This is a genomic window from Kribbella sp. NPDC059898, from assembly GCF_042730855.1.
Classification (GTDB): domain Bacteria; phylum Actinomycetota; class Actinomycetes; order Propionibacteriales; family Kribbellaceae; genus Kribbella.
Map to the genome: position 1 here is coordinate 333,810 of NZ_JBHWKR010000004.1, position 23,370 is coordinate 357,179.

The following is a 23,370-nucleotide window of genomic DNA, read 5'->3' on the forward strand; positions in this document are numbered from 1 at the left end:
CGTGATTGGCAGAACCGCCCGAAATCTGTCGTTGGGGATCGCCGTACTGCTGGGGGTGGGGTCGCTGCCGGCGACCGCCGCGCCGCCAGTTGTTGCTCAAAGCAACCAATGGGACGTGCGACCACTCGCAGCGGGCTACCAAGTGACCCTGCACCTCGACGCGCCAGCACCGCTGCGCGCGTCCCTTCCCTTGCTGGAGGTCGACGGTACGCCGCTGGGCGTCGCCAAGCAGTCGCCCGACCGCAGGACGATGACCCTGGTCACCACCGACCCGGCCGTCCTGACAGCACATGACGTACGCCTCGTCTGGTCCGGAGACCTGGGCAAGGAGGCGGGTAAGAGTCGCAGTATTACCGCCGCGGCCGGTCCGACCGACGCCTACTGGCTGAAAGCACGGCGTGGTCCGCTGCTACCGGCCGACCCTGGCGCACTGGGCAAGTACAAGGTGGACACCGCCGAGTACAACCTGGGCGACGAGGCCGTGTATCTGCCTGGCCTCGGCCACCGGTCCGAGCTGCTCGGCAAGGTCTACACACCGCGCGGTGCGATCGGACCGCGACCACTGGTCGTCTTCCTGCACGGCCGGCACCAGAACTGCTACGGGGATCCCACTGATCCCAACGGCCTCGACAAGCCGTGGCCGTGTCCCAAGGGCATGAAGCCTGTCCCTAGCTACCGCGGGTACGACGGTCCGGCGACAGCGCTGGCCAGCAACGGCTACCAGGTCGTGTCGATCAGCGCCAACGCCATCAACGGCTGGGACGGTGACGCGTACGACGCCGGTGCGCAGGCGCGGGCCGAGCTGATCCTGGACCACCTGGCGCTCTGGCGGAAGTGGTCCACGGTCGGAGGCGGACCTTTCGGTACCCGCTTCGTCGGCAAGGTGGATCTGCAGAACGTCGGCCTGATGGGTCACTCACGTGGCGGCGAGGGCGTTGCCCGGGCCGCCGTACTCAACGCGGACCGCGGCGGCCTCTACGGCATCCGCGCGGTCCTCCCGCTCGCGCCCACGGACTTCGCGCGTGCCACGGTGCCAGGCGTTGCCATGAGCGTCGTACTGCCGTACTGCGATGGGGACGTGTCCGATCTGGAAGGCCAGCAGTTCTACGACGACACCAGGTACTCCGTGACCGGTGACACCGCGCCGCGGTCGACCGTCACGGTGCTGGGCGCGGACCACAACTTCTTCAACACCGAGTGGACGCCAGGGCAGTCGGTAGCCCCGTCCAACGACGACTGGGCCGGTGACGAGAAGGAGTCGCCGTGTGGTGCGAAGACTCCGGGCCGGTTGACGGCAAAGCAGCAGCAGGCCGTCGGTACGGCGTACATCGCGGGGTTCTTCCGGCTGCAGCTGGGACATGAGAGGCAGTTCATGCCGCAGTTCGACGGTTCTGACTCACGGGCCGCGTCTGCCGGCAAGGCCGTCGTACGGGTGGTGTCGCAGGCGCCGTTGGCGTCGCGGGAGGACCTGAACCACTTCGACACGGCTCTACCGGCCGGAGCGGTCACCGGGAACGCTACGGCGACAGTGTGCGCTGGTGTGACCAGTACGGCGGTCAGGGCCGCGCTGCCGACGTGCATGAGCACCGACGACTGGGCCAACGCGCCGCACTGGACCACAGCATGGTTCGCGTCGAAGACACCGACCACCGCAGTCACCAAGCTCAAGTGGAGCGGCACCAACGGGGTAGTGCGCGTTCCTGTCCCTGCTTGGCAGCGTGACGTACGGCGGTTCGCTGCCCTCACGTTCCGCGCCGCACCGGACCCGGCTGGTAAGCCGACGACGGACCTGACCGTCCGTGTGGTCGACGGGCACGGACGGGCGGCCGCCGTACCGGTGTCTACCGTCAGCGACGCACTGGTACGGATGCCTGGCGCCAACGGCAACGGGCTGCCGAAGAACCTGCTGCGGACGGTACGGATCCCGTTGACGTCGCTGAAGGGCGTGGACCTGAGCGACGTACGCAGCGTGGAGCTACGGACGGACAGGGTCGCCACGGGGTCGGCGTACGTGAGTGACTTGAGCTTCTCGAGCCCTGGGCTCGGGCTGTCGGCTCCGGCGGTCCTGCTGCCCCAGGTGTCCGCGTCCAACGTCACGGTGAAGGAAGGCGACAAGGGCACGCACACCGTGGACTTCTGGGTCCGGCTGTCGCGGCCGAGCATCCGGCCGGTCACGGTGTACGCCGAGACCAACGGGGAGCTGGGGGAGTCCGTAGGCGAGGTAGCGCGCCGGCTTGTGTTCAAACCGGGACAGGTACGTCAAAAGGTGACTGTGTCGATCACGGGGAACACCCGGGACAGCTACGACCTCCCGTTCAGTCTGGTGCTGTCCGCACCGCACGACGCGCTGCTGAACGAGTCCTTCGGGCACGGGCTGGTCCTTGACGACGACCCGACGCCGACGCTCACGCTCGGCAACGTCAAGACCGTGGAGAAGGCGGGCGTCGTCGACTTCCCGGTCAAGCTGTCCGCGCCGAGCGACAAGTACATCACCTTCTCCGGCGTGCTCAAGGACGGTACGGCGGTGATCCGGAAGGACTACGCCAGCGTCAACGACGACGGCACCGGGCCGGTGATCCGGGCCATCGACGGGTACGTCGAACCGGGGAAGACCACCGGCGAGCTGCAGGTGAAGATCCTCGACGACAAGGTCAAGGAGCCGACCGAGACGTTCAGCGTGGTGATCGGCACCGTCGACGGCGCCGTACTGAAGGTCCCGACCACGCTCACCGGCACGATCACCGACAACGACTGAGACAGGGGTACCGGGATGTGGACTCTGTCGGGGGCTGTTGGGATAGTGCGGGAACATGGAGGCGGGAGAGTTGGTTGAAAACCATCAGACCCCGTCCGATGTCTTCCTGAGGAGCCGACACGTGTCTTTGCCACCGCTGGTCGAACCGGCCGACGAGCTCACGATCGACGAGGTGCGGCGGTACTCGCGGCACCTGATCATCCCCGAGGTCGGGATGGCCGGGCAGAAGCGGCTGAAGAACGCCAAGGTGCTGGTGATCGGCGCCGGCGGCCTCGGCAGCCCCGCGCTGCTCTACCTGGCCGCCGCCGGTGTCGGCACGCTCGGCATCGTCGAGTTCGACACCGTCGACGAGTCCAACCTGCAGCGCCAGATCATCCACGGGCAGTCCGACGTGGGCAAGTCCAAGGCGCAGTCGGCCAAGGAGTCCATCCTCGAGGCCAACCCGTACACGAACGTCGTCCTGCACGAGACCCGGCTGGACAACGACAACGTGTTCGAGATCTTCGAGCAGTACGACCTGATCGTCGACGGCACCGACAACTTCGCCACCAGGTACCTGGTGAACGACGCCGCGGTGCTGCTGCACAAGCCGTACGTGTGGGGCTCGATCTTCCGCTTCGACGGACAGGTCAGCGTGTTCTGGGCCGACAACGGCCCGTGCTACCGCTGCCTGTACCCGGAGCCCCCGCCGCCCGGCATGGTCCCGTCCTGCGCCGAGGGCGGCGTGCTCGGCGTGCTCTGCGCGTCGGTCGGCGCCGCGCAGGTCACCGAGGCGATCAAGCTGCTCACCGGGATCGGCGACCCGTCGCTGGGCCGGCTGAACATCTACGAGGCGCTCGACCTCAACTGGCGTTCGCTGAAGGTCCGCAAGGACCCGAACTGCGCCATCTGCGGTGAGCACCCGACCGTCACCGAGCTGATCGACTACGAGAGCTTCTGCGGCGCGATCACCGAGGAGGCGGCCGACGCGGCCGTCGGCTCGACCATCTCGGTGAAGCAGCTCAGCGAGTGGATCAAGCTGAAGGAGAACGGCGAGAAGGACTTCGTCCTGATCGACGTCCGGGAGCCGAACGAGTACGAGATCAACCGGATCCCGGGCTCGGTGCTGATCCCGAAGGCGGACTTCCAGACCGGCGTGGCGCTGGAGAAGCTGCCGCAGGACAAGCAGTTGGTCTTCCACTGCAAGTCCGGCGTCCGCTCCGCCGAGGTCCTCGCCATCGCCAAGGGCGCCGGCTTCTCCGACGCCGTGCACGTGGGCGGCGGCGTGGTCGCCTGGGTCGACCAGATCGACCCGAGCCAGCCTTCGTACTAACTAGAACGGCATCCTGCAAGAAGCGACCGCCTCAGTGGCTACGGGATCACCTGTAACCGCTGGGGCGTCGTCGCGTCCGGACAGGGTTCGCATATAGCCGACCGCGTCCACAGCGGCGCGACCTACTGGTTCGCCTCTTCCGAGCTGATAGGTGCCGCCCGCCGGGCCGGTGAGTTCGACCTCGACCGCGGGCCGGTCGCCCCACCACGGGCCGTCGATCACGTCGTACATCACCTGCGCGACCAGCTCCTCGCCGTACAGCCCGGCGTCGAACGGCCGGTCCAGCGCCTGGCAGACGTCGTCACGGTGCATCCACAGATCCCGCGCCAGCAGGATGTCGTGGATGTACCCGAGGTTCATCCGGAAGCCGTTGAACGTCATCGACATCCGCCGCAACAACCCCGGCTCCGTCGAGATCCGCTCCGTCGCGCGCGCCCACACCTCGTCGAACGACGTCCGCAGCCGCGCCGGCGGCGTACCCCGGTGCTCGTCGGCCTGCACCATCATGTGCGCGTCGATCCGTGGCACGTCCGGATAGACCCGCTTCGCCTTCCGGTACCGCCGCGGGAACGACGTCAGGTGATCCACGTCCTCCGCCTGCCCGATCAGGTGCCCGGCGATGTCCGCGACGTCCCACTCGTCGCAGACCGTACGGCGTTGCCAGTCGTCCCCCTCGATCGACGCGAGCAGTTCGTGCCACGCCCGGAGCTCGGCGTCCCGGTGAGTCCGGCACTGCGGGCGCCCGGCCCGCCCGATCCGCTCCGCGAGTACTGCGGTCATCACTACCCCCTGGTTGGTGCGTAGTACCGGTAGAACATCTCGAGTACGACGGGGAGCAGCCGGCTGAACCGCCCCTCGTCGAACGACGCGTCCGGCTCGTTCGCCAGCTGCTGCGAGAGCACGCCGGCCGTGATCGACGTGAACACCGCCAGCCCCTCCTCGCTCGCGGCGTCCGGATGCAGCCGGCCGGCGTCGACCCCCGCCTGGAGTTGCGCGCGTACGTCGGCCAACGCCTCCTGCGCCGGCGCGTACGCGTCCGGGCTCGGCACGAACCCGGGAATCGTCCGCCAGAACAGCAGCTGCGTGTAGACCGGGTTCCGCATGCTCCAGCGCGCGAACGCGGTGGTCCCGATCCGGTGCAGCTCCATCGGGTCGTCGGTCGCCGCCCCCGCGACCGCCTCCCGCTGCGCGGCGAGGAACAGCTCGGCGCCGCGCTGGAACAACGCGTCGTAGATCGCCATCTTCGACGGGAAGTACTGGTACAGCGACGGTGGCTGCAGGCCGAGCCGCCGCGCCACCGCGGACAGGCTGAGCGCCGCGACCCCCTCGCTGCTCATCAGCTCGATGGCGACGTCGAGGATCTCCGCGATCGTCCCCTGACGACGGCGGGTACGGCGGTCCGGCGCGGCAGTGCTCATACCCTGAGGAAAACCTAACGGCGTTAGGGATGTCAATACCTCGTAGACTGTCCCCGGCGGCGCGTACTGTCTGAAGGCATGTGCAGAAACATCACCGTGCTCCGGGGACTCGAGCCGTCCGCGACCTCCGAGGAGATCTACGCGGCCGCGCTGCAGTACGTCCGCAAGGTGACCGGCGTCGGCTCGCTGAGCGCGACCACCCGCGGCCCCATCGAACGCGCCGCCACCGAGGTCGCCCGCATCACCGAACAACTCCTCGAGGAGATGCCGGCCCGTCGCACCCCACCCCAGACCGTCCCCCCACTACGCCGCCCCGAAGTCCGCGCCCGCCTCGGCCTCGACTGAGGGGTAGTGTCGCCCTCGGGAAACGGTTACCTCTGAGGGAGGCGCGGGATGCGGTTCGCGATCAAGACCAGGCCGGAGCACACCACCTGGCAGCAGATGCGGGACGTGTGGGTCGCGGCGGACCAGTTCGAGATCTTCGAGTCCGCCTGGCACTGGGACCATTTCTATCCGCTGACCGGTGACATGCAGGGCCCGAACCTGGAGGCCTGGACGACGCTTGCCGCGCTCGCGCAGGCGACCTCGCGGATCCGGCTCGGCTGCCAGGTGACCGGGATGATCTACCGGCACCCGGCGGTGCTGGCGAACATGGCTGCGACCACGGACATCATCAGCAACGGCCGCCTGGAGCTCGGCATCGGCGCCGGCTGGAACGAGATGGAGACCGCGGCGTACGGCATCGAGCTGTACGGGCTGAAGGAGCGCTTCGACCGGTTCGACGAGGGTACGCAGGCGATGATCGCGCTGCTCACCGAGAAGGTCGCGAACTTCGACGGCAAGTACGTCAAGCTCACCGACGCGTACTGCAACCCGAAGCCGGTGCAGACGCCGCACCCGCCGATCACCATCGGCGGCAGGGGTCCGAAGCGGACACTCGGCGCGGTCGCCAGGTGGGCGCAGCAATGGAACGCGATCGTCCAGGGCGCCGAGGACTGGAAGTCGCTCAAGGACGTCCTGGTCCAGCGCTGCGCGGAGGTCGGCCGCGACGTCGGCGAGATCACCTGCTCGGTCAACGTCCGGATCGACCCGGACAGTCCGCTCGACAAGGCGGTGTCCGAGGCAGCGGCGTACGGCGAGGCCGGCGTCGATCTGGTCATCATGAACCTCCCCGTGGACGCGCCGCCGTCGGTCCTGGAGCCGCTCGCGAAGGCGCTCGCCCCACTCGCCTAGATTGGGCCTGTGGATCGGGAGGAGTACGTCGAGGCGGTACTGCAGGCCGTGGAGTCGATCCCGGAGGGCAGCGTCGCGACGTACGGCGACATCGCCGAGTACGTCGGCCAGGGCGGACCGCGGCAGGTCGGCGCGATCATGCGCGAGTACGGCGCGAGCGTGCCGTGGTGGCGGGTGATCCGTGCGTCCGGCGTACCGGCCGGCGAAGTCGGTGACGAGCAACTGCACCGGCTCCGGTCGGACGGCGTCCGGATCACCAACGGCAGGGTGAATCTGCGCGAGGTCCGTTGGGATCCGCGTCCGCTTTCCGGCTGACCGGGCGAACGCCGGGGCGCCGGTTCGCGAACTGTCGGTGGTGTCTGCTGGGATGATGCGATGGTCGGCAAACAGGGTTCCCGGTACCGGTTGGTGCGGGAGGTGCAGCACAAGGCGCAGACGCCTGTCCTGGATGCCGATCAGCAAGCTGTGGTGGATCACGCCGGCGGGCCGTTGCTCGTGCTCGCCGGGCCGGGGACCGGGAAGACGACGACGTTGGTGGAGGCCGTCGTCGACCGCGTCCGGAACCGTGGTCTCAGTCCGGACGAGGTGCTCGTACTGACCTTCGGGCGCAAGGCGGCGACCGAGCTGCGGGACCGGATCACCGGGCGGCTCGGGCGGACGACGCGGGTGATGCCGTCGATGACGTTCCACTCGTTCTGCTACGCGCTGCTGCGGCGGTTCACGCCGGCCGACGCCTTCGACGTACCGCTGCGGCTGCCGTCCGGGCCGGAGCAGTCGTTGCGGTTGACCGAGGCGTTGTCGGGCAGTCGCGAGGTCGGCGCGGTGCACTGGCCGGGCAGCCTGCATCCGGCGCTGAAGACGCGCGGCTTCACCGACGAGGTGCAGGCCGTGATCGGCAAGGCGCGGCAGCTGGGGCTGGACCCGGAGGACCTGTCCGCGATCGGGCGGTCGGCGGAGCGCGCCGAGTGGGTCGCGGTCGGCGACTTCTTCGAGGAGTACCTGCAGGTCCTCGACGCGGAGCAGGTGCTGGACTACTCGGAGCTGATCCATCGGGCGGTGATCCTGGCGCAGCAGCCGTCGGTGCAGGCGAAGCTGCGGACCGAGTTCAAGGCCGTGTTCGTGGACGAGTACCAGGACACCGACCCCGGGCAGACCAAGCTGCTGCAGGCGATCGCGGGCGACGGGCGCGACCTGGTCGTGGTCGGCGATCCGGACCAGTCGATCTACACGTTCCGCGGCGCGGACGTGCGCGGGTTGCTGCGGTTCACCGACGAGTTCCGGACCCGGGACGGCGCGGAGGCGGCGCAGATCGCGTTGGGTACGACGCGGCGCTTCGGGACCACGCTGCAACGGGTGTCGCGGAACGTCGTCAACCGGCTCGGCGTACCGGGGTCGCTGGACCGGGACACGTTCGAGCGGTTCCGGAACCCGGATGCGTCGTCGTGCGTGTACGGTCCCGGCAAGGTCGAGGCGAACCTGTACTCCACGAGCGGAGCCGAGCTCGAGCACATCGCGGACCTGCTCCGCCGCGCGCACGTCCAGGACGGCATCGGGTGGAACGAGATGGCAGTCCTCGTCCGGTCCGGCAGCCGGTCGATCCCGCCGTTGCGCCGGGCGCTGGCGGCGGCCGGGATTCCCGTCGACGTCGCGGGTGACGAGTTGCCGCTGTCGCGGGAGCCCGCCGTACGGCCGATGCTGCTGGCGCTGCGGGCGGTCGCGGATCCCGAGACGCTGACCGTGGACGTCGTACGGGCGTTGGCGCTGTCGCCGTTGGGGGCGATGGACGCGGGGCAGTTGCGGCGGCTGGCCCGGGTACTGCGACGGCGCGACCGGGAGGCGGCGGGTGGTCAGCGGTTGCCGCGGTCGTCGGACGAGCTGATACGGGAAGCGTTGCTGAATCCGTTGCTGCTCGACGAGGAGGCGTCGCCGGCCGAGGCACGGTTCGCGGCGCTGGGCGAGCGGTTGCTCAAGGCAAGGAATATCGTGACCGCGGGTGCCGCGCCGGACGAGGTGATGTGGTCGCTGTGGGCGGACTCGCCGTGGCTGCGGCGGTTGCGCGGTCAGGCGTCGTCGGGCGGCGAGACCGCGCGGACCGCGAACCGGGACCTGGACTCGTTGTGCGCGCTGTTCGACGCGGCCGGGCGGGCCGAGGAACAGGTCGGTTTCAAAGGGGTTTCGGCGTTCCTGTCCGAGTTGGAGTCGCTGGACATCGCGGGCGACAACCGGTTCGACGGGACGTACCGGGAGGCCGGCGTCCAGCTGATGACCGCGCACCGGTCGAAGGGTCTGCAGTGGCGGCTGGTCGTGGTGGCGTCGGTGCAGGAGGGACAGTGGCCGGACCTGCGGCGGCGCGGATCGCTGCTGGAGCCGGACCGGTTGGGCCCCGATGGGCTGATCGATCCGTTGTCGGCGGGCGCGTTGCTGGCCGAGGAGAGACGGCTGTTCTACGTCGCGATCACGCGGGCGCGCGAGCGGTTGATCGTGACCGCCGTCCAGGCGCCGGAGGCGGACGGCGATCAACCGTCGCGGTTCCTGGCCGAGCTGGACATTCCTTTGAAGTTGGTGGCGGGGCGGCCGCGGCGGCCGTTGTCGTTGCCCGGTCTGGTCGCGGATCTGCGGTGCGTGCTGGCGGATCCGGCGTCGTCGCCCGCGTTGAAGCGGGTCGCCGCGGACCGGCTGGCGCAGTTGGCCGATGCCGTGGACGACCGGGAGCAGGCGTTGGTGCCGACAGCCGACCCGGCGCGGTGGTGGGGCGTGCGGGAGCGGACCGAGTCGGTGCGGCCGATCGCGGATCCCGCGCAGCCGGTGCCGCTGTCGGGCAGTGCGCTGACGACGATCGTGGACTGTCCGTTGCGGTGGTTCCTGACCCGGCGCGCGGGCGGGGAGACGCCGAGTACGTCGGCGATCGGGTTCGGCATGGTGCTGCACACGCTGGCGGACGCGGTCGCGACCGGGACGCTGCCGCCGTCGGTCGACGAGCTGAACGGGTGGCTCGACAAGGTGTGGACGCAGCTCGAGTTCGAGTCGGCGTGGATCTCGGACCGCGAGCGGGTGGAGGCGGAGCTGGCGCTGCGGCGGTTCGTCGCGTGGCACCAGGGCCGGCCGGATCGGACCTTGGTCGGTACGGAGGTGGACTTCGACGTACTGCTGCCGGACGAGGAGCACCCGTCGGTCCGGGTGAAGGGCCGGATGGACCGGGTCGAGACCGACCCGGAGGGGACGGTCCGGGTGGTCGACCTGAAGACCGGGCGGAACGTCCCGACCAAGCCGGCGCTGGCGCGGCACGTGCAGCTGGCGATCTATCAGCGCGCGATCAACTCCCGCCAGTTGAAGAACCTCGCTGAGTCCGGCGGCGCCGAGCTTGTCCAGCTGCGCCACGACGACAACGGCGGCTTCCCGAAGGTCCAGCATCAGGGCCCGCTGGAGACCGACGAGGACGGCCGGACCTGGCTCGACGAGGCCGTCGACGACGCGGAGAAGCTGATCCGCTCCGAGGATTTCGTTGCCACCCGCAACGACGGCTGCGCCCGCTGCGAGGCCCGCGCGCTCTGCCCCATCCAGCCCGAAGGTCGGGAGATCGTCTGATGGCCGTCGAACTGCGCACCACCGCCGACCTGTGCGAGCTGCTCGGCATCCCGTTCTCCGATCAGCAACTGGCCGCGATCACAGCACCGCTGGCGCCGGGCGTGATCGTGGCGGGCGCCGGTTCCGGGAAGACGACCGCGATGGCGGCGCGGGTGGTGTGGCTGATCTGTACGGGCCAGGTCAAGCCGGAGGAAGTGCTCGGGCTGACGTTCACGAAGAAGGCGGCGAACGAGCTCGACGTCCGGATCCGCGAGGACCTGACCAAGGCCGGCGTCCTCGGCTCGACCCTGCCCAAGGACCTGCACCCGATCCTCGCCGCGCACCTGCGCAGCAACGTCCCCAACTGGGAGCCCGAGGAGCCGGGCGAGCCGGTCGTCTCGACGTACCACGCCTTCGCCGGGACGCTGATCGCGGAGCACGGGCTGCGGTTGGGCCTCGAGCCGGACTCACGGGTGCTCGCGGACGCGACCCGTTTCCAACTCGCGGGTCGCGTCGTACGGCGGTCCGCCGGGCCGATCCGGTTCGCGTCGCACCACGTGCCGACGCTCGTGAACAGCCTGCTCGCCCTCGACGGTGAGCTCGCGGACCACCTGCTCCGTACGGACGACATTCGCGATCACGACGACGCCGTACGGCAGGAGGTTGCCGCGGCGCGGAAGCAGACGGTCGAAGTACGGAAGCTGGCCGAGACCGCGTTGAAGCGTGGCGAGATCCTGCAGCTCGTCGAGGAGTACCAGGCGTACAAGGGGGAGCGGGGCGTCGTCGACTTCGCCGATCAGATGGCGCTCGGGGCGCGGCTGGCGGAGGAATGCCCGGAGGTCGCGGCCGTCGAGCGCGGGCGGTACAAGGTGGTGCTCTTGGACGAGTACCAGGACACGTCGGTATCGCAGCGGCGGATGCTGACCGCGCTGTTCGCCGCCGGTGACGGTCGCGGGCATCCGGTGACCGCGGTCGGCGACCCGTGCCAGGCGATCTACGGCTGGCGTGGCGCGTCCGTCGCGAACCTGGACGAGTTTCCGGCGCACTTCCCGCAGGCCGACGGCTCGCCGGCGTCGCGGTACGTGCTGAGCGTCAACCGGCGATGCGGCAGTCGCATCCTCGGCGCCGCGAACGAGCACGCCGCCGAACTGTACGAGCAGCACCCCGGGGTGATCCCGCTCGAGGCACCTGCCGACGCGCCCGAGGGCACGATCACGGTCGGGCTGTTCGAGACGCGCTCGCAGGAGATCGAGTGGGTCGCGGACGCGATCGTCTCCGCGCACCGCACCCGGAACCGCCGCTGGAAGGACATCGGCATCCTGATGCGGACGAACGTCGACCTCAGCGCGGTCCACGAGGCGTTGATCGCGCGCAAGGTCCCGGTCGAGGTCGTCGGGCTCGGCGGACTGCTCGCGCTGCCCGAGGTCGTCGACGTGGTCGCGACGCTGCAAGCCGTCAACGACCTCACCGCGAACGCCGCGATGCTGCGGATCCTGACCGGTCCGCGGTACCGGATCGGCCACCGCGACCTCGCGCTGCTCGCCACCCGGTCGCGGATGCTCGCCGACGCCGGTGCGCATCCGCAGGCCGAGGATCTGGTGTCCGCGCTGGACGCCGCCGTCGCCGGGATGGACTCGACCGAGGTCAGTTCGCTCGCCGAGGCCGTCGACGATCCGGGACCGCTGGAGTACGCGCCGGAGGCATTGGTGCGGTTCAAGGAACTGTCTGTTGAGCTTCGCGAGCTGCGCGCGCACGCGGGGGAGCCGCTGCTCGATCTGGTCCGGCGGGTGATCAGTACGATCGGTCTCGACGTCGAGCTGACCGCGACGCCAGACCACGTCGACGCCGGCCGGCGGGACCACCTGGCCGCGTTCCTCGATGCCGTCGGCAACTTCGTGTCGACCGAGTCCGACGGTTCGCTGGACGGTTTGCTCGCATACCTGGCCGCCGAGGAGGAGTACGCCGCCGGCCTCGACCTCGCCGTACCGAGTGAGGCCGACTCGGTGAAGCTGCTGACCACGCACCGCTCGAAGGGGCTCGAGTGGCCGGTCGTGTTCGTGCCGACGCTGGTGTCGAAGGTGTTCCCGTCCGACCGCGGCCGGGACAAGTGGACCACGAACGCGAAGGTGCTGCCGTGGCCGCTGCGCGGTGACGCGGACACGCTGCCGGACATCCACGACCTGACGAACGCCGGGCTCAAGGCGTTCGCCGACGAGTGCAAGGACATGAACGCGCTGGAGGAACGCCGGCTCGGGTACGTCGCGTTCACCCGCGCGAAGGAGCTACTGGTCGCGACCGGTCACTGGTGGGGCCCGACGCAGAAGCGCCCGCGCGGACCGTCGTCGTACCTGTCGACGTTGAAGAAGCACGCCGGCGAACGCGTCGTGCAGTGGGCCGAGCAGCCCGACCTGTCCGCCGAGAACCCGGAGCTCGCCGAGCAGACCCAGGCGCCGTGGCCGACGCCGTACGACCGGGACTCGTTCCAGCGGCGGCTCGACTCGGCCGCCCTGGTGCAGCAGGCGCGGGCGGAGGGGCCGTCGGCCGACGCGGAGGAGTCGCTGCTGCTCGACGAACAGGCGACCGTCGCGCGCTGGGACTCCGAGCTCGAGCGACTGTTGTCGGAGGCAAAGGAAAGCCGCAGCCGGAAGGCGTACGACGTGACGCTGCCGGCCGCACTGTCCGCGACCCAGCTGATGCGCCTCGCGAAGGACCCGAACGGCCTGGCCGCCGACCTCGCCCGCCCGATGCCCCGCAAACCCAACCGGGCGGCGCGTTTCGGCACCCGCTTCCACGCCTGGGTGGAGAGCTACTTCGGCCAGCAACTGCTCCTCGACCCCGACGACCTCCCCGGCGCCGCGGACGAGGACATCGTCGACGACACCGACCTCACCGACCTGATGGACGCCTTCCGCGACGGCCCGTTCGGCGACACCACGCCGTACGAGATCGAGGCCCCGTTCGCCCTTGCCCTCGACGGCCGCGTCGTCCGCGGCCGGATCGACGCCGTCTACCGGGTCGTCCGCCCCGACGGCTCCCGCGGCTACGACGTCATCGACTGGAAAACCACCCGCGGCGAAACCGCCGACCCCCTCCAGTTGGCCATCTACCGCGTCGCCTGGGCCGAACTCCTCAACATCCCCCTCACCCACATCACCGCCGCCTTCTACTACGTCCGCACCGGCGACGTCATCCGCCCCGAAAACCTCCCGAACAAACAAGAACTCATCAACCTACTGAACGGCTAGACGACAAGGTCTGCCGGAACGAGGCGGACCGTGAACGGCAGTTCGGCGTCGAACGCTTCCTTGCCGGTGACAACAGCCCGCTCGACGTAGGTGTCGCCCTCGAGCTCGAGCACGGTGAGTTCTTCGTTGGCCGGATCAAAGATCCAGTACGACGCGACGCCGGCCTGCTCGTACAACCGCCGCTTGAGCACCCGGTCAGCAAGACTGGTGGACTGCGACAAAACCTCAACCGCAAGCAGCAGCGGTTTCTCCAACGTCCTGCCTTCGATATCCCTCCGGCGGCAGACGAGCACGTCTGGCTGCACAGACCGTGTCGCAGTCGGCCGGAAGTCCAGCGGCGCGACGAACACCTTGAGATCTTCTGGGCAGTTGTGGCGAAGAGCAACCGCGAGTTCGAGAACCGCGGTCTGATGGAGTGGCAGCGGCGCGGGCGTCACCAGCAACATCCCGTCGACCACCTCGTACCGCTTCCCGTCGTCGGGGAACGTTTCGAGATCTGCCACTGTGTATTGACCCGGCTCATGTGTTTCCACGTACACCATGGTGGTGCCTCCCTTCTCGATCACACAACCAGCATCGCAGCGCGGCGCGGGTGGTTGGTGCCGTTTGAGCGATCTGCCCCAGGTTGCCCCGGAATGCCCCGGTTTGGCGGCCGATCTGCCCCTGGATGCCCTTGGAAACCCCGATCTTGTTAACCGCACAGGTTTCCCGGGGTGAGGGTCAGCGGGAAGGGGACGGTGGTTTTGAAGGATTCTTCGGCTTGGAGGACGGCCTCGCAGGTGTAGCCGGTGGGGGTCAGGGTGAGGAGGGTGAGTTCTTGGGTGGTGGGGTCGAGGAGCCAGTAGGACGGGATCCGGTGGGTCTCGTAGAGGGTGCGTTTGAGGACCACGTCGGTGGTGCGGGTGGTGGGGGAGATGACCTCGACGGCGAGCACGGGTGGTTCGGTGACGGGCGCGTTGCGCTGGCTGACCATGAGGTCGGGGCGGAGGGTTGTGGTGGGGGTCGGGCGGAACGCGCGGGAGCCGACGGTCACCAGCAGGTCCGGTGGGCAGGCGTGTTTCAGCTGCACCAGCAGCGCGATCACGGCCGCGTGGTGGGCGGGTGGCTGGGGTCCGGTGACCAGGAGCCGGCCGTCGAGGATCTCGTAGCGGCGGCCGTCCCGGGTGGCTTCTGCTGTCGGCATCACACCAGCGTGGACTACTTCGCCGTACCACCGCGGGAGTTATCCACAGGCCAGCGGATTGTCCAGGGTGCCGGCGAACTGCAGTGAGCCGCCGACGTCGGTGAGGTCGACCATCTGCTGGTTGTTGCGGAGTTGCAGCCGGTTCAGGCACGACAGGGCGAACGCCGGCGCGAAGATGTCGTACTTCGCGAACGCCTCCGCCAGTTCCGGGGTCGCCGCCTGGTAGTCGCGGATCGACGACGCCACCACGGCCCAGAACTCGTCCACGGTCAGCACCCCCTCGCGGTCCAGCAGCGGCGCGAGGAACCGGAAGATGCAGTCGAACACGTCCGTGAAGATCGACAGCAGCTTCTCGTCGTCCGGTACGTCGGCCCGCACCCGCTCCGCCTCGTCCGGCAGGTCGGTCGACGGACTCAGGACGGCGATCTCCTCGGCGATGTCCTTCATCACGACCCGGATCGGGATCGCGTCCCGCAGTACCAGGATGAGGTTCTCGCCGTGCGGCATGAACACCAGTTCGTACGCGTAGAAGCTGTGCAGCAGCGGGATCAGGTACGCGTCGACGTACGCGCGCACCCAGTCCGCCGGCGCCAGCCCGGACGCGCGCACCAACGCGGCCGCCAGTGACGCACCGTGCCGGTCGACGTGCAGCAATGACGCCATCGTCGCCAGCCGTTCACCCGGCTCCAACGACGGCACCGGGCTTTCCCGCCACAGTGCCGACAGCATCTTCCGGTACGGCGAGGTCTTGTCCGTCGCGTTCTCGTAGTACCGGTTGTGGTACCCGACGGCCGCGATCTCCCGCAGCACGCTGAACCCGTACCGCTTGAAAACGACGTCGTTCGAGACGACCGAATGCACCCAGTCGTTGATCGCCGGAGTCGCCGCCATGTACGACGGCGACAGCCCGCGCATGAACCCCATGTTCAGCACCGACAGCGCGGTCTTCACATAACACCGCGCCGGCTCCGACCGGTTGAAGAACGTCCGGATCGACTGCTGCGGCTGGTAGACGTCGTCCGTCGGCCCGAGGTGAACGATGTGCCGCTGCGCGATGTCCGCCGCGAACGTGATCGACGTCTTGTTGTCCCACTGCCACGGGTGCACCGGCAGGTATACGTATTCACCCGGATCGGCGATCTCGGCCCACCGCGCGAGCACCTCCGAGCCCAGCTCCGACCGCTGCAACTCGTCGAACGTCAGGGCGGAACTGCAGGACACGGTCGTCCGGTCCCGCCGGGTCGCGATCCACGTCAGCTGCACCCCCGCGCCGGTCTCGGGCGCATACGCCAGGTAGTCCGACCGCCCGAACCCGAGCCGCCCATTGTTCGCCACGAAGCACGGATGCCCCTCGGTCATCGCGGCCTCGATCGCCTGGAAGTCCGCACCGACCAGGTCCGCCGCGGTCAGATCGGGTTTCGACAGCTTGTACGCCGCCGACGCCAGCGTGCTGCTGATCTCCTCCAGGTACACGGGCAGCATCTCCCGCCCGATCCCGAGCTGCTCGTGGAACTCCGTGATGAACTCCAAGGCATCGACCGGCCGGCCATCGGAGCGCACCACCGAGGAGACATCCCAATGGTTCAGCGGATAACGCCGCGCCGCGAACCGGTACCGCCCGACGACATACTCATTGCCGTCAGCCACAGGATCCAGAATGCGTTCGTGGGTGAATTCCGACAACGCTTTCCGCACCAGCGCCTCGTTGACCACCGGCCACGTGTCCATCAGCCCGCCTCGTTCATCCGCAGTGCGTCGCCGTACTGGTCGCGGGTGCAGAAACTCAGCCACGCCTGCTTGTCCGGCAAGGTCACGATGCTGTGCTTCCGGAATCCCATCCGCGCGTTCAGGGCCTGGATCTTCGCGTTCCGTACGTCGGGCTCGACCACGACCCGGTCCACCAGCGGATCGCTGAACAGGCTGTCCATGATCGTCTCGAAGACCGCCCCGGTGAACCCGGCGATCCGCAGAATCGGCGGCCCGGCCAGCACGTGCATCCCCACATCGCCCGGCGCTACGTCGTACACCTGCCCGACCGCGTCGTAGGCCGGCGCGTACCGCTCCATCAGGAACGCGGGCCGCCCGTCGTGCTCGCCGAGAAAGGCGCGGTGGTGCGCGGTCGAGGCGATCCGCCGGTACTCCGCGCGTACGTCGTCGACCGACGCGTCCAGCAGCCCCCAGTACCGCGCGTACGGCTGGGTGACCCAGCTGTGCAACACCTCCACGTCCGCGTCGAGGTCGAACGGCCGGAGGCTGAGGGTGCCGACGCCGGCAACGAACCGCCGGTAGGTCGGCTCGGGCACTGCTCTGGTCATAGCGACTCCAAGGGCGGCTGGGGTTAGCTAAGGCTTACCTTACTCGACCCGGAGGTGGATTCATCAAGTAGTCCGCGAGGCGGATGCGTCACACTGCCCGCGCTGCCTACGTTGGTGACATGTTGATCGCAGAGGACCTGCTGCTGCTCCTGTACGACGACCAGACCGGCAAGCCGATCACCGGCGCGCCCGGGCTGGACTTCTCGCTGGCCGGAGCTGTGCTGATCGAGCTGACGCTGCAGCAGAAACTGGACATCACGACGGACGGCAAGGCCGGGCGGTTGCGAGTGCTGGACGGCGCACCGACCGGTGACCCGATCCTGGACGAGCGCTTGTCGTACGTGATCGACAAACCGGGCAAGAAGCCCAAAGACCAGATCAAGCCGCTCTCCAAGCACCTGCGTGACCAGCTGCTTGCCAGGCTCGCTCAGCGGGGCGTGCTGGAGGCTGATCAGGGCAAGGTGCTCGGGCTGTTCCCCGTGACGCGCTGGCCGGCCAAGGACGCGCGGCACGAGCTGGAGGTACGTGCTCAGCTGGAGAGCGTGCTCACGCAAGGCCTAGCGCCCGACCAGCGCACCGCGGCGCTCATTGCCCTGCTCAGCGCGCTCAACGTCGTACCGAAGGTCATCACCGACGCGGTGGACAACCGTGCACTCAAACAGCGTGCCAAGGAGATCGCCGACTCCGACTGGGCCGCGGCTGCGGTCAAGAAGGCGGTCGCCGAGATGCAGGCCGCCGTAACGGCAGCCATTGTGGTGTCAGTAACCGCTGGAGCGTCAGCCAGCAGCTAGGCGGGCCTTGATGTCCGGCTTGACCACCTTGCCGACCTTGGAGCGTGGCAGGTCGGGCCAGACCAGCACTTCCTTCGGTGCCTTGACGCTGCCGATGCGTGCCTTCGCGAACGCGATCAGCTCGGCAGCGTCCACCGAGGCGCCCGGCTGCAGCTGTACGACGGCCACGACCCGCTCGCCCCACTTCTCGTCGGGCTGACCGATCACGGCGCAGTCCTGGACGGCGGCGTGCGCCATCAGCGCCTGCTCGACCTCGGTGGAGTACACGTTGAAGCCGCCGGTGATGATCATGTCCTTCGCCCGGTCGACGATGTACAGGTAGTTGTCGTCGTCCAGGTACCCGATGTCGCCGGTGTGGTGCCAGCCGTACGCTGACGCGGCCGCCGTGGCGTCGGGGTCGCGGTAGTACCCCTTCATCACCAGCGATCCGCGGACGACGATCTCGCCGCGTTCACCGTGCGGCAGCAGCGCACCGTCCGCGCCCATGATCGCCACCGTGACCAGCGGGGCCGGCCGCCCCGCGGACGACAGCCGGTCCCGCGCGATGTTGCCCGCGGCATCGAAGTGCGCGGCCGGCGGCAGCATCGAGATCATCATCGGCGCCTCGGTCTGCCCGAACAGCTGCGCCATCACCGGACCGATCCGCTCCAGCGCCTCCTCGAGCCGGGCGACCGACATCGGCGCGGCGCCGTACCAGAAGCACTGCAGCGACGAGAGCTCTGTGGAGTTGAGCTCCGGCGCTGCGAGCACCATGTAGATCAGCGTGGGCGGGAGGAACGTGTGCGTGACCCCGTGCCGCGGGATCAGCTCCAGGAACGCATGTACGTCGGGAGCGCGCATGATCACGATCTCGCCGCCGCACGCGAGCACGGGGAAGCACAGCACGCCGGCCGCGTGCGTGAGCGGCGCCAGCGCCAGGTACACCGGCCGTGTGCCGAACGGGTACCCCATGAGCGTCAGCGCGGTCATGGTCTCCAGGTTGGAATTGCCGAGCATGACTCCCTTCGGGCGTCCCGTCGTACCTCCGGTGCCGACGATCATCGCCAGGTCGTCGGGGGAGGTCAGATCAGGTGCCGGCTGGGACGCGCCCCCGCAGAACGCGTCCCAGCCGACAGTGCTCCGGCCACTGGGGTGGGGGTTTGGGCCGGAGCTGGAGGGCTCACCGTCCAGGCACACAAAGGTGTGCACCTTCGGCAATGAGTCCCGTATGTGGTCCACCAAGGGCGCGAACGCCGCTTGGTAGATCAGTACTTCGCAGTCGAACTGGTCGAGTAGCTCCCGGTTCTCGGCAGCCTCGTTGCGCGGGTTGATCGGGCACCAGACCGCACCGGCCCGGCTGATCCCGAACACGCAGCTGAACGCCACCGGGTCGTTCGCCGACAGGATCGCGACCTTCCCGCCGGGCTGTACGCCGGTTGCCGCCAACGCGCCCGCAATGACGTACGAGAGCTCCTCTACGTCGGCGTACGTCAGCGTCTCGCCGTCCGTGGTGAGACAGGCGGCGTCCGGCGCGAGCGAGGCGCCTTTGTCCAGGTACTCGACCAGTCGCATCAGCGTTGTACCGTCAGCTGCGGCTCAGACACCAACCCGAAGCTGCGCAGCACGCCGAGCAGCTCGCGATGGCCGAACGCCTGGCAACCGCTGGCAAAGCCGACCCGCTTCGGTGGCGTCTGCAGCAGCGAGTACGCCGCGTACGCCTGCAACAGGCCGGTCTGCTGGTAGTTGCTGTTGCCGTGGATGACACAGTGCGCCCGCCCGAGCGGCCCTGACGCATGGACCGAGTCCAGCGACTTGTTGACGCGCGGGTTCTCGCGAGGCGGCATCTGGTTCATCACCTGACGTGCCGTCTCGGTCAGAGCAGCGTTGCGGTCGTCAGGCGCCATGTCCTTCGTGGCTTCCAGCGCGGCCGCGACGATCTGCGGTACGCCGTTCATGAGCGCAGCGTTGAACACACCACCCTGTGCCTTGCAGTTGGCGACCCGTGGGTCCCGCTTGAACCAAACGGGATGCGAAGTACCTCCCCAAGGCAGTGACAACGCCAGCTCGTGCTGCCCTGGAACCACCAACGGCACCAGACCCTGCTCGGGGAACTCGACGTACGCGTTCTGGTCGAGGTAGTGCGCCTTGGACGTCGCAGCGTTCACCAGGATCGTGCGGGTCGAGGCAATCGTCGGACTGCCTCCCCAGAACACTGCGATGTCGAGCGTGTCGAGCCCAGGCTCTTCAAGACACAGCTGAGCAGCGATTTCACCAGTCGTGTACATCTGCGCAACACCAGGCGCCAGCAACAGACCAGCCGCGGCGAACTGTGCGCCGTACTTCTCGTCACAGGTGATCAGCCAGTCCTGCTCGCCGGACGTGTCCGTGTAGTGCGCGCCCGCCGCCAGGGCCGCTTCTACGGCAGCAGGGCCGAGCTCACTGAACGGGCCGACGGTGTTGAGCACGACGGAGGCGCCGTTGAACAGTTCTGTCAGTGCCGCGACGTCATGGTCGACAGCAGCGATCTCGTAGTCCGCGGTCTCGATGCCGGGGACGTTGGACTCCATCGACGCCTTGAGCTTGTCCTCACTGCGCCCAGCAGCGACGAACGGCACGTGATAGTGCCTGAGGTACTCGCACACCAGGCGCCCGGTGTAGCCGGAGGCGCCGTAGACAACAACAGGCTTGGTCGCCATCACATCCCCATTCCGCCGTCGACCGGCAGACCGATGCCGGTGATGAACCGCGCCTCGTTCGACGCCAGGAAGACGACCGCGTCGGCCATGTCCGAGACCTCGCCGAGCCTGCCGGCCGGGGTCAGCCCGACGACCGCGGCGACCGCCGCGTCCGGCGACTCGAACAGCCCGAGCTGCGCGACGTCGTTGGCCAGCCCGGCGCCCATCGCGGTCGGGACCAGGCCCGGATAGATGCAGTTGACGCGTACGCCGTACCCGAGCTTGCCGGACTCCATCGCCGCGACCCGGGTGAGCCGGTCGACGGCGGACTTGGTCGCGGAGTACACCGCGATGCCCGGGAACGCGATCGTGGCCGCGACCGACGCGACGTTGATGATCGCGCCACCCTGACCGGCGAGCCCCTCGGGCCGCATCGTCCGCAGGCCCCACTTGATGCCGAGCGTGGTGCCGAGCACATTCACCTCGAGCATCTTGCGGATCTGGTCCGCGGTGACCTCGGTGAGCAGGCTGGTGATCTCCACCCCCGCGTTGTTCACCAGGATGTCGAGGCCGCCGAGGATGTCGTTGGCGGCGACCACCGCGTTCTCCCAGTCGCCGTCGTCGGTGATGTCGTGCGCGACGAAACCGTTGCCGCCGCCGTACTCCTGGTCGAGGGCGTCGGCGACCGCTTCGCCGGCGTCCTTCTGGATATCGCTGATCACGACCTTGGCGCCGGCCGCCGCGAGGGCGCGCGCCATGCCCTCGCCGAGGCCCTGCGCGCCGCCGGTGACCAGGGCCTTGCGGCCGGTGAGATCGAGTGCGCCCATCTGAAGCTCCTTTGCTCGCACGGGTTGTTCACACTGTGCTCAGCCTTTTGACACTCGTCAAGACTTTGTTTGACAGTTGTCAAGAAAATTCGCACGAGGGGACGCGCCCGGTCCGGCGCCGGGGTACTCTGACGCAACCGACCCGAGAGTGAGGTGATTGCGATGGCGTCCACGGCCGAGGAGCGGCCCGCCCGCGTCTCCGGGATCGACAAGATCGAGCGCCGCCGCGTCGCGCTCGCGGAGTCCGCGCTGAAGACGCTCGGCGAGCTCGGGTACGCGCGCACCAGCCTGCGCGAGATCGCGAACAACTCCGAGTTCACGCACGGCGTCGTGCACTACTACTTCCGCGACAAGATCGACCTGATCAGCTACTGCGTGCGCTACTACAAGACCAAGTGCGCCCGGCGGTACGACGAGGTCGTCGAGACCGCGACCTCCGCGGCGGAGCTCGCGACCGGCTTCCTGGGCAAGATGACCCAGACGCTGGTCGAGGAGACCCCGATGCACAAGCTCTGGTACGACCTGCGCGCGCAGAGCATGTTCGAGGACCAGCTCCGCCCGGACGTCGAGGAGATCGACAAGCTGCTCGAGGCGATGATCTGGCGGATCCTGTCCCGGTACGCCGACCTCACCGGGACGGTGCCGTCCGTCGACGCGCCGACGGCGTACGCTCTGGTCGACGGCCTGTTCGAGCAGGCCGTCGTGGGCTACGCGGCGAACCCGGACAAGACCCCGGCCCTGCTCAGCGACCGGATCATGCAGGTCCTGCCCAAGCTCGTCACGACGTAGTTCTCACTCCGCTCCGCAGTCGACCTTGCAGAGGGTGTCGGTGAGGGTGAGGATGGCGCCCGGCTGTTCGCTACCGGACTCGGTGGAGTACTCGACTGTCCAGCTGCCGGCGGTTGTCTTGCCGGCTGTCTTGCTGGACTGCTGTTTGAGCCAGTCGACGATCTGACCGCGTGGGTTCACGTGCGCCAGCTCCAACGCCTCCGGTGCGAACTCGGTCAGCGCGGCAGCCGCCTCTGCTGCGGCGCCGGTCGCCTGCAACGAGAACACTGCCGGGCGCGGCTGGGTACCGATCAGCACCTGTGCAGAGGTGGTGCCCTTGGTGCAGGTCTGGTACGCCTCGTCGGTGCTGCACTGGTACTGCCGGCCAGTGAACGCGGCCACGACCTGTGCGGGCGTCAGGTCCGGCAGCTTCTCCTCCGGTCCGGAGGGTGTGCTGCCGCTACTGGCTTGAGCTGACGGTGTGCTGGAGGTGCTCGGGCTGCTCCCCGACTCGGGCTTGCCGCCCGAGCAAGCCGTGGTGCCGGCGAGCAGCGCGCAGGCGAGTGCTGCGACGAGCCGGCGGTTCAGACCGGCACCTCGATCGCCGCGTCGAGCGCGATCGTGATCATCTCGGAGAACGTCGTCTGGCGCTCTTCAGCGGACGTCACCTCGTGCGTGATCAGGTGATCCGACACAGTCATGATGCCGAGCGCGCGGCGGCCGAACTTCGCGGCGAGGGTGTACAGCGCGGAGGCCTCCATCTCGATGCCGAGAACGCCGTACTCCGCGGTCCGCGAGACCAGGTCCGGGCGGTCGTTGTAGAACAGGTCGCCGGAGAACACCTGGCCGACGTGTACGTTCAGCCCGGCCGCCTCGGCCGCGTCGACGGCCGCGCGGAGCAGCTGGTAGTCGGCGGTCGGCGCGTAGTCGATGCCGTGGAAGCGCAGCCGGTTCATCTGCGAGTCGGTGCTCGCGGACATCGCCACGATCACGTCGCGGACCCGGACCGACTCGGTGAGCGCGCCGCAGGTACCGACCCGGATCAGGGTCTGTACGTCGTAGGACTCGAACAGCTCGTGCGCGTAGATGGACGCGGACGGCTGGCCCATGCCGGAGCCCTGGACGGAGATGCGCTCACCCTTGTAGGTGCCGGTGAACCCGAACATGTTCCGGATCTCGGTGTAGCAGATCACGTCCGACAGGTAGGTCTCGGCGATCCACTTGGCCCGCAGCGGGTCCCCCGGGAACAGCACTCGCGGTGCGATCTGCCCCTTCTCGGCGGCGATGTGAATACTCATGCCGGGA

Annotated in this window: 20 protein-coding genes; 9 read left to right on the forward strand and 11 right to left on the reverse strand. The window is 68.6% G+C overall.

Annotated features, from left to right (window positions below; translation table 11 throughout):
* Position 1: 1 nt before the first annotated feature.
* Positions 2 to 2,755 (forward strand): Calx-beta domain-containing protein, encoded by a 2,754-nt coding sequence (locus ACFV9C_RS15655; RefSeq protein WP_380194111.1) that lies wholly within the window; start codon positions 2 to 4, stop codon positions 2,753 to 2,755.
* A gap of 121 nt (positions 2,756 to 2,876) precedes the next feature.
* A complete protein-coding gene (gene moeZ / locus ACFV9C_RS15660) occupies positions 2,877 to 4,067 on the forward strand; it encodes an adenylyltransferase/sulfurtransferase MoeZ (protein ID WP_209693507.1) in 1,191 nt (396 codons plus the stop codon).
* Here moeZ and ACFV9C_RS15665 read toward each other — a convergent pair whose 3' ends face one another.
* A complete protein-coding gene (locus ACFV9C_RS15665; protein ID WP_380194113.1) occupies positions 4,068 to 4,847 on the reverse strand; it encodes a maleylpyruvate isomerase family mycothiol-dependent enzyme in 780 nt (259 codons plus the stop codon). It lies immediately after the preceding gene.
* A gap of 2 nt (positions 4,848 to 4,849) precedes the next feature.
* Positions 4,850 to 5,485 (reverse strand): TetR/AcrR family transcriptional regulator, encoded by a 636-nt coding sequence (locus ACFV9C_RS15670; protein WP_380194115.1) that lies wholly within the window; start codon positions 5,483 to 5,485, stop codon positions 4,850 to 4,852.
* A 78-nt stretch (positions 5,486 to 5,563) separates the two neighbouring features.
* On the opposite strand from ACFV9C_RS15670, the gene ACFV9C_RS15675 reads away from it, so the two are divergent.
* Genes ACFV9C_RS15675 through ACFV9C_RS15695 form a run of 5 tightly spaced genes read left to right on the forward strand, consistent with a single transcriptional unit; the run spans position 5,564 to position 13,527 of the window.
* Complete coding sequence (locus ACFV9C_RS15675) at positions 5,564 to 5,830, forward strand: DUF2277 domain-containing protein (RefSeq protein WP_130439916.1); 267 nt, start codon at positions 5,564 to 5,566, stop codon at positions 5,828 to 5,830.
* A gap of 48 nt (positions 5,831 to 5,878) precedes the next feature.
* Positions 5,879 to 6,718, forward strand: coding sequence for a TIGR03560 family F420-dependent LLM class oxidoreductase (locus ACFV9C_RS15680; protein WP_380194117.1), 840 nt, complete (start codon positions 5,879 to 5,881; stop codon positions 6,716 to 6,718).
* A gap of 9 nt (positions 6,719 to 6,727) precedes the next feature.
* Positions 6,728 to 7,033 (forward strand): MGMT family protein, encoded by a 306-nt coding sequence (locus ACFV9C_RS15685; RefSeq protein WP_380194119.1) that lies wholly within the window; start codon positions 6,728 to 6,730, stop codon positions 7,031 to 7,033.
* A 60-nt stretch (positions 7,034 to 7,093) separates the two neighbouring features.
* Positions 7,094 to 10,303 carry an ATP-dependent helicase gene (locus tag ACFV9C_RS15690; RefSeq protein WP_380194121.1) on the forward strand — a complete coding sequence of 1,070 codons (3,210 nt, stop codon included), beginning with the start codon at positions 7,094 to 7,096 and terminating at the stop codon, positions 10,301 to 10,303.
* Positions 10,303 to 13,527 carry a UvrD-helicase domain-containing protein gene (locus ACFV9C_RS15695; RefSeq protein ID WP_380194123.1) on the forward strand — a complete coding sequence of 1,075 codons (3,225 nt, stop codon included), beginning with the start codon at positions 10,303 to 10,305 and terminating at the stop codon, positions 13,525 to 13,527. The genes ACFV9C_RS15690 and ACFV9C_RS15695 overlap by 1 nt, the downstream gene beginning before the upstream one ends.
* Here ACFV9C_RS15695 and ACFV9C_RS15700 read toward each other — a convergent pair.
* The 4 genes from ACFV9C_RS15700 to ACFV9C_RS15715 form a co-directional block, all read right to left on the reverse strand.
* Positions 13,524 to 14,030, reverse strand: a complete 507-nt coding sequence (locus tag ACFV9C_RS15700; protein WP_380194125.1) for a Uma2 family endonuclease — start codon at positions 14,028 to 14,030, stop codon at positions 13,524 to 13,526. The two genes, ACFV9C_RS15695 and ACFV9C_RS15700, sit on opposite strands and share 4 nt — an antisense overlap.
* A 188-nt stretch (positions 14,031 to 14,218) precedes the next feature.
* Entirely contained in the window at positions 14,219 to 14,710 is a 492-nt protein-coding gene (locus tag ACFV9C_RS15705) for a Uma2 family endonuclease (protein ID WP_380194127.1), read from the reverse strand.
* Positions 14,711 to 14,749: 39 nt separating this feature from the next.
* Positions 14,750 to 16,438: an IucA/IucC family protein gene (locus ACFV9C_RS15710; protein WP_380194129.1), complete on the reverse strand. Its 1,689-nt coding sequence runs from the start codon at positions 16,436 to 16,438 to the stop codon at positions 14,750 to 14,752.
* Positions 16,438 to 17,025 (reverse strand): GNAT family N-acetyltransferase, encoded by a 588-nt coding sequence (locus ACFV9C_RS15715; protein ID WP_380194131.1) that lies wholly within the window; start codon positions 17,023 to 17,025, stop codon positions 16,438 to 16,440. Before ACFV9C_RS15715 ends, ACFV9C_RS15710 begins: the two co-directional genes overlap by 1 nt.
* Positions 17,026 to 17,144: 119 nt before the next feature.
* On the opposite strand from ACFV9C_RS15715, the gene ACFV9C_RS15720 reads away from it, so the two are divergent.
* On the forward strand, positions 17,145 to 17,816 hold the full coding sequence (locus ACFV9C_RS15720) for a GPP34 family phosphoprotein (protein ID WP_380194133.1): 672 nt from the start codon (positions 17,145 to 17,147) through the stop codon (positions 17,814 to 17,816).
* On the opposite strand, the gene ACFV9C_RS15725 is transcribed toward ACFV9C_RS15720, so the two are convergent.
* Genes ACFV9C_RS15725 through ACFV9C_RS15735 form a run of 3 tightly spaced genes read right to left on the reverse strand, consistent with a single transcriptional unit; the run spans position 17,802 to position 21,297 of the window.
* The gene (locus ACFV9C_RS15725; protein WP_380194134.1) at positions 17,802 to 19,367 is read right to left on the reverse strand and encodes a long-chain fatty acid--CoA ligase; all 1,566 of its coding nucleotides are present in this window, start codon (positions 19,365 to 19,367) and stop codon (positions 17,802 to 17,804) included. The genes ACFV9C_RS15720 and ACFV9C_RS15725 overlap by 15 nt on opposite strands.
* The gene (locus ACFV9C_RS15730) at positions 19,367 to 20,491 is read right to left on the reverse strand and encodes a DUF5938 domain-containing protein (RefSeq protein ID WP_380194136.1); all 1,125 of its coding nucleotides are present in this window, start codon (positions 20,489 to 20,491) and stop codon (positions 19,367 to 19,369) included. The genes ACFV9C_RS15725 and ACFV9C_RS15730 overlap by 1 nt, the downstream gene beginning before the upstream one ends.
* Positions 20,491 to 21,297 carry an SDR family oxidoreductase gene (locus tag ACFV9C_RS15735; RefSeq protein ID WP_325037992.1) on the reverse strand — a complete coding sequence of 269 codons (807 nt, stop codon included), beginning with the start codon at positions 21,295 to 21,297 and terminating at the stop codon, positions 20,491 to 20,493. The genes ACFV9C_RS15730 and ACFV9C_RS15735 overlap by 1 nt, the downstream gene beginning before the upstream one ends.
* A gap of 162 nt (positions 21,298 to 21,459) precedes the next feature.
* Between ACFV9C_RS15735 and ACFV9C_RS15740 the strand changes: the two genes are divergently transcribed.
* Positions 21,460 to 22,086, forward strand: a complete 627-nt coding sequence (locus ACFV9C_RS15740; protein WP_380194138.1) for a TetR/AcrR family transcriptional regulator — start codon at positions 21,460 to 21,462, stop codon at positions 22,084 to 22,086.
* Positions 22,087 to 22,089: 3 nt separating this feature from the next.
* On the opposite strand, the gene ACFV9C_RS15745 is transcribed toward ACFV9C_RS15740, so the two are convergent.
* Positions 22,090 to 22,467, reverse strand: coding sequence for a hypothetical protein (locus tag ACFV9C_RS15745; protein ID WP_380194140.1), 378 nt, complete (start codon positions 22,465 to 22,467; stop codon positions 22,090 to 22,092).
* A gap of 182 nt (positions 22,468 to 22,649) precedes the next feature.
* On the reverse strand, positions 22,650 to 23,363 hold the full coding sequence (deoD, locus tag ACFV9C_RS15750) for a purine-nucleoside phosphorylase (protein ID WP_380194141.1): 714 nt from the start codon (positions 23,361 to 23,363) through the stop codon (positions 22,650 to 22,652).
* Between the last annotated feature and the right edge of the window lie 7 nt (positions 23,364 to 23,370).

Coding starts and splice junctions, on each gene's coding strand:
- ACFV9C_RS15665 (WP_380194113.1), bottom strand. CDS start 4,847: ATGACCGCAGTACTCGCGGAGCGGATCGGGCGGGCCGGGCGCCCGCAG.
- ACFV9C_RS15670 (WP_380194115.1), bottom strand. CDS start 5,485: ATGAGCACTGCCGCGCCGGACCGCCGTACCCGCCGTCGTCAGGGGACG.
- ACFV9C_RS15675 (WP_130439916.1), top strand. CDS start 5,564: ATGTGCAGAAACATCACCGTGCTCCGGGGACTCGAGCCGTCCGCGACC.
- ACFV9C_RS15680 (WP_380194117.1), top strand. CDS start 5,879: ATGCGGTTCGCGATCAAGACCAGGCCGGAGCACACCACCTGGCAGCAG.
- ACFV9C_RS15690 (WP_380194121.1), top strand. CDS start 7,094: ATGGTCGGCAAACAGGGTTCCCGGTACCGGTTGGTGCGGGAGGTGCAG.
- ACFV9C_RS15695 (WP_380194123.1), top strand. CDS start 10,303: ATGGCCGTCGAACTGCGCACCACCGCCGACCTGTGCGAGCTGCTCGGC.
- ACFV9C_RS15705 (WP_380194127.1), bottom strand. CDS start 14,710: ATGCCGACAGCAGAAGCCACCCGGGACGGCCGCCGCTACGAGATCCTC.
- ACFV9C_RS15710 (WP_380194129.1), bottom strand. CDS start 16,438: ATGGACACGTGGCCGGTGGTCAACGAGGCGCTGGTGCGGAAAGCGTTG.
- ACFV9C_RS15715 (WP_380194131.1), bottom strand. CDS start 17,025: ATGACCAGAGCAGTGCCCGAGCCGACCTACCGGCGGTTCGTTGCCGGC.
- ACFV9C_RS15720 (WP_380194133.1), top strand. CDS start 17,145: ATGTTGATCGCAGAGGACCTGCTGCTGCTCCTGTACGACGACCAGACC.
- ACFV9C_RS15725 (WP_380194134.1), bottom strand. CDS start 19,367: ATGCGACTGGTCGAGTACCTGGACAAAGGCGCCTCGCTCGCGCCGGAC.
- ACFV9C_RS15730 (WP_380194136.1), bottom strand. CDS start 20,491: ATGGCGACCAAGCCTGTTGTTGTCTACGGCGCCTCCGGCTACACCGGG.
- ACFV9C_RS15735 (WP_325037992.1), bottom strand. CDS start 21,297: ATGGGCGCACTCGATCTCACCGGCCGCAAGGCCCTGGTCACCGGCGGC.
- ACFV9C_RS15740 (WP_380194138.1), top strand. CDS start 21,460: ATGGCGTCCACGGCCGAGGAGCGGCCCGCCCGCGTCTCCGGGATCGAC.
- deoD (WP_380194141.1), bottom strand. CDS start 23,363: ATGAGTATTCACATCGCCGCCGAGAAGGGGCAGATCGCACCGCGAGTG.